Origin of the sequence: Mesorhizobium sp. M7A.F.Ca.US.006.04.2.1 (assembly GCF_004022915.1) — a bacterium.
In the GTDB taxonomy this organism is placed as follows: domain Bacteria; phylum Pseudomonadota; class Alphaproteobacteria; order Rhizobiales; family Rhizobiaceae; genus Mesorhizobium; species Mesorhizobium ciceri.
This window is the reverse complement of record NZ_RZQA01000498.1, coordinates 1-4,859: the sequence shown is the minus strand read 5'-3', so window position 1 is coordinate 4,859 and position 4,859 is coordinate 1. Positions and strand designations below refer to the sequence as shown.

4 protein-coding genes are annotated in these 4,859 nt (G+C 64.1%); all 4 read right to left on the bottom strand.

Annotated elements, in window-relative coordinates:
- Positions 1 to 28: 28 nt before the first annotated feature.
- Positions 29 to 2,479 carry an FAD-dependent oxidoreductase gene (locus EN925_RS23600; RefSeq protein WP_127384766.1) on the bottom strand — a complete coding sequence of 817 codons (2,451 nt, stop codon included), beginning with the start codon at positions 2,477 to 2,479 and terminating at the stop codon, positions 29 to 31.
- Positions 2,476 to 3,657, bottom strand: coding sequence for a pyridoxal phosphate-dependent aminotransferase (locus EN925_RS23595; RefSeq protein WP_063172401.1), 1,182 nt, complete (start codon positions 3,655 to 3,657; stop codon positions 2,476 to 2,478). Before EN925_RS23595 ends, EN925_RS23600 begins: the two co-directional genes overlap by 4 nt.
- Positions 3,650 to 4,555, bottom strand: a complete 906-nt coding sequence (locus EN925_RS23590) for a homocysteine S-methyltransferase family protein (RefSeq protein WP_127369714.1) — start codon at positions 4,553 to 4,555, stop codon at positions 3,650 to 3,652. Before EN925_RS23590 ends, EN925_RS23595 begins: the two co-directional genes overlap by 8 nt.
- The coding region (locus tag EN925_RS23585) for a glycine cleavage T C-terminal barrel domain-containing protein (protein WP_164894349.1) at positions 4,552 to 4,859 on the bottom strand (308 nt) is incomplete at its 5' end. The genes EN925_RS23590 and EN925_RS23585, both read right to left, overlap by 4 nt.

The following is a 4,859-nucleotide window of genomic DNA, read 5'->3' as shown; positions in this document are numbered from 1 at the left end:
CCCCCACAAAGGGGGAGGCGAGAAGGCACTACATCCTCGTCCGCTCCGATTTCGGATCGTACATCGGCTTCAGCGAGGCTTCCGCCGCAAAACGCTCGCCGGCGATTTCGATCTCATAGGACGACGCCAGCACATCCGCCTCGCTCTCGCCCTCGCAAGGCACATAGCCCAGCCCGACGGCGCCGCCGAGGTGATGGCCGTAATTGCCAGACGTTATCGGACCAACGATCTTACCGTCGCGCAGGATCGCCTCGTTGTGGAAGAGCAGGGGTTCCGGATCCTTCAGCCGGAACTGTACGAGCCGGCGTGACAGGCCGGCTTCCTTCTTGCGCAGCACCGCGTCACGGCCGATGAAGTCGCCCTTGGCGGTCTTCACCGCGAAGCCGAGGCCGGCTTCCAGCACATTGTCCTCATCGGTGATGTCATGGCCGAAATGCCGGAACGCTTTCTCGATGCGGCAGGAATCCAGCGTGTGCAGGCCGCAGAGTTTCAGGCCGACATCCACACCTGCCTCCTCGACCACCTCGAAGACATGGGCCGCCTGGTCGGTCGAGACATAGAGCTCCCAGCCGAGTTCGCCGACATAGGTGACGCGGTAGGCGCGAGCCAGGCCCATGCCGATTTCGATCTCCTGGAACGTGCCGAACGGATTTTTCTCATTGGAGAAATCGTTCGGGCTGACCTTCTGGATCAGCTTTCTCGCGTCCGGGCCCATCAGGCAGAGCACGCTTTCGGCCGCCGTTACGTCGGTGACGACGACGAACTCGTCGGCGACGTGCTTGCGCAGCCAAGCCAGATCGCGCTGCAGCGTGGCGCCTGGGACGACGAGGAAGAACGCCGTCTCGGACAACCGCGAGACCGTCAGGTCACTCTCGATGCCGCCGCGCTGGTTGAGCATCTGGGTGTAGACGATCTTGCCCGGCGCGACATCCATGTCGTTGGCGCATAGTCTTTGCAGGAAAGCACAGGCGTCGCGGCCCTCGACACGGATCTTGCCGAACGAGGTCATGTCGAACAGGCCGACGCCATTCCTGACCGCAAGGTGTTCCTCGCGCTGGTTGTCGAACCAGTTCTGGCGCTTCCAGGAATAGCGGTATTCGCGCTCCTGGCCCTCGCGGGCGAACCAGTTGGCGCGCTCCCAGCCGGCGACTTCGCCGAAGACAGCGCCGCGCGCCTTCAGATGCTCGTGCAGCGGCGAGCGCCTGACATTGCGCGACGTCGCCATCTGACGATAGGGGAAATGATCGGCATAGAGCAGGCCAAGCGTTTCAGAGACGCGCTCCTTCAAATAGCGGCGGTTCTTCTGGAACGGCTGGGCACGGCGGATGTCTACTTCCCACAGGTCGAAGGGGGCTTCGCCATCATTGATCCACTGCGCCAGCGCCATGCCGGCGCCACCGGAGGAGACGATGCCGATCGAATTGTAGCCGGTCGCCATCCAGTAGCCGGACAGTTCCGGCGCCTCGCCGAGATAGTAGCGGTCGTCGGGCGTAAAACTCTCGGGACCATTGAAGAAGGTGTGGATGCCGGCGGTCGCCAGCATCGGCATGCGGTTGACGCCCATTTCGAGGATCGGCTCGAAATGCTCCATATCCTCCGGCAGTTGGTCGAAGCAGAAATCTTCACGGATGCCGTCCATGCCCCAGGGCTTTGCCACCGGCTCGAAAGCGCCCAGCATCATCTTGCCGGCGTCCTCCTTGTAGTAGGCACACTCGTCGGGCACACGCAGCACCGGCAGGCGGGTGAGGCCGGGGATCGGCTCGGTGACGAGGTAAAAATGCTCGCAGGCGTGCAGCGGGATGGTGACGCCGTTCTGCGCTCCCAGTTCGCGCGCCCACATGCCGGCGCAGTTGACGACGATGTCGGCCTCGATGGTGCCTTGCTCTTCGCCTTGTGTCCAGGACACGCCCGTGACGCGGCCGGCCTTGCTGTGGACCTTGGTGACCTTGACGTTCTCGACGATGGTCGCACCGCGCTGGCGCGCGCCCTTGGCCAGTGCCATGGCGATGTTGGCGGGGTCGCACTGGCCGTCGAGCGGCAGATGCACGGCGCCGACGACATCGGAAACATTGAGATGCGGGTACATCTCGCTGACTTCCCTGGGCGAAATCTCGCGCACGTCGACATCGAAGGCACGCGCCAGCGACGCTTGCCTGTAGATCTCGTGCTTGCGCTCCTCGGTCAGCGCCACGGTGATCGAACCGACCTGGCGCATGCCGGTGCCGACTTCGGTCTCTGCTTCCAGCTTGACGTAGAGGTCGGCGGAATATTTCGCCAGCCGCGTCATGTTCTGCGAACCGCGCAGCTGGCCGATCAGGCCGGCAGCATGCCATGTCGTGCCCGACGTCAGCCGCTTGCGTTCGAGAAGCACGATGTCGGTCCAGCCAAGCTTGGCCAGGTGATAGGCGACCGAACAGCCGGAAACGCCGCCGCCGATGATGACCGCTCTTGCTTTGGCGGGAACTGCCTTGGCGATCATGCTGCCTCGCGACGGTAGCTGGAAGCAAAGCGGCGCAGACGAAGTGCAGCTTCCTGCAGCACGGGTTCGGGCTGGCAGAGGCTGATGCGAATGTGGCCGGCGGCCGCCTCGCCGAAGCTGGAGCCGGGCATCACGCCAACCTTTTCCTTGTCGAGCAGGGCCCAGGCGAATTTCTCGTCGTCCGGCTCGACGGCCGAGATGTCGAGCATGACATACATGCCGCCCTCCGAACCGCGCACGGTGACATCGTTCATGCCCCGCACGGCGTCGAGCAAGACGGTGCGGCGTGCCGCGTAGCGTTCGGCGATCTCCTTGACGCCGTAACGGTTCTCCAGCGCCTCGGAACAAGCGATCGAGATGAAGGCCGGCAGGCCGTAGGTCGTCACCAGATTGAGATTGATCATGAGCGTGATCATCTGCTCCGGTCCCGTCAGCCAGCCCATGCGCCAGCCGGTCATGCCGTGGCTCTTGGACATCGAATTGATGACCAGCGTGCGCTCGGCCATTCCTGGCAGCGAGCGCGGCGAGACGTGCTCGCCGCCGCCGAGCGTCCAGTAGACTTCGTCCGACAGCAGCCAGAGGTCGTGCTCCCGGCAGACTTCTGCCAATTGTTCCAGCCGCTCGCGCGAATAGACCGCACCGGTCGGATTGTTCGGCGTGTTGATCAGGATGGCGCGCGTGTTCGGCCGGATTGCCGCGCGGATCATGTCGGCTCGCGGCTGGAAGCCATCCTCGGCCGGTGTCTCGACGACGGTGAAATCAGCGCCAGCGGCGCTGAACGTGTTGGGATAGGTGGCATAATAGGGCGCCACGACGATGGCGTGATCGCCCTGGTCGAGCACGCCCTGCACGGCCGCGTAGAGTGCGGCCTGGCCGCCCGGCGTGGCGATCACCTGATCCGGCGATGTCTCGACGCCGGTGCAGGCGCTCGAGGCCGCGGCCATCGCCTTGCGCAGGCGCGGCAAGCCGGGAAGCGGGGTGTAGTGATGATTGCTGCCGCGAACCGCGGTCACACAGGCTTCGATGGTCTGCGAAGGCGTGTCGAAATCATGGTCGCCAACCGACAGCATGATGATGTCTTCGCCGGCCTCCTTGCGCGTCCAGGCGGCGAAATGGACTTCCCAGCCGTCCTTGCCCGAAGGCACGATGCCGGAAATGCGCGATGATGGTCTAGGCATGCAAAACTCCCGAAATTTCGTAGCCGGCCTGTTCGAGCCGGTCGCGCAGGGCGGCGATGTGCGGTGGTCCGACTTCGCAGCAGCCGCCAACGATGCTTGCGCCAGCCTCCACCCAGCCGATCGCCTGGTCGGCATAGGCATCCGGGCCAAGGTCGTGACGAGCGTGCAGTACATCGACGGTGCCGCCGTGCTTAAGTGCTTCGGTTGACGTGAAGCCATTGGCATATGCGCCGACCGGGCCGCCGAGGCCGATCAGTTCAGGCAAAGCCGCGGCGATTGCTTCCGGCCGGCAGCAATTGACCAGCCGCGCGGCGACTGCCAGGCCGTCGAGCGCGCTTGCCCCAGTGGCTATTGCTTCGCCGCTGCGCAGGCGCGGCTTGCCGTGGTCAGCCAGCGTCCACGATACCCATACCGGCTTGCCGCTTTCCGATGCAGCGGTGACCGCTGCGCGGGCTTCGTCCGCCGACGCCATGGTTTCACACAGGAACAGGTCGACGCCATCGGCCTGCTCGGCAACGATGCGGCGGTAAATATCGAGCGTCTCCTCGAAGGAAATGGTCAGTGCCGGTGCATAGCTGCCGAAAAGCGGCGACAGGCAACCGGCGATGGCTGCATCGCCGGCCTCGTCGCGGGCCTGCCTGGCCAATTCGATGCCGCGCTTCTGCAATGGCTTGAATAGGTCTTCCGCACCTTCGCGCGCCAGGCGTTCGGGTGTCGCAGAATAGGTGTTGATGGTGATGACACGTGCGCCGGCACGGATGAATTCCGCGTGCAGGTCGCGCACCAGATCCGGTTCGTCGATCAGCACCCTGGCCGACCATAGCGGCGTCGGCTCGGATTGGCTGCGGCGGACCAGTTCCTGGCCCATGCCGCCATCGGTGAGGATGATTTTCTTCATGCGCGCAGCCTTTCGTTCTTCGGATCCCACAGCGGTTCATCCTTCTGCACGATTGCCTGAAAGCGGTCACCGAAGATTTCGACCTCGACTGATGTACCTGGTTCGGCCAGGTCGGCGCGCAGCATGCCGAGCGCGATCGACTTGTCGATGCGATGGCCCCAGCCGCCCGACGTCGTCTCGCCGACGATCTTGCCGTCATGCCAGAGTGTAGAAACTGACGGAGCGTCGCAATCGCCGGGGTTTTCCACCACCAGCGTAACGAAGCGCTTCTTCACGCCTTGCTGCTTTTCGTTCAGCAGTGCCG

Coding starts and splice junctions, on each gene's coding strand:
- EN925_RS23600 (WP_127384766.1), bottom strand. CDS start 2,479: ATGATCGCCAAGGCAGTTCCCGCCAAAGCAAGAGCGGTCATCATCGGC.
- EN925_RS23595 (WP_063172401.1), bottom strand. CDS start 3,657: ATGCCTAGACCATCATCGCGCATTTCCGGCATCGTGCCTTCGGGCAAG.
- EN925_RS23590 (WP_127369714.1), bottom strand. CDS start 4,555: ATGAAGAAAATCATCCTCACCGATGGCGGCATGGGCCAGGAACTGGTC.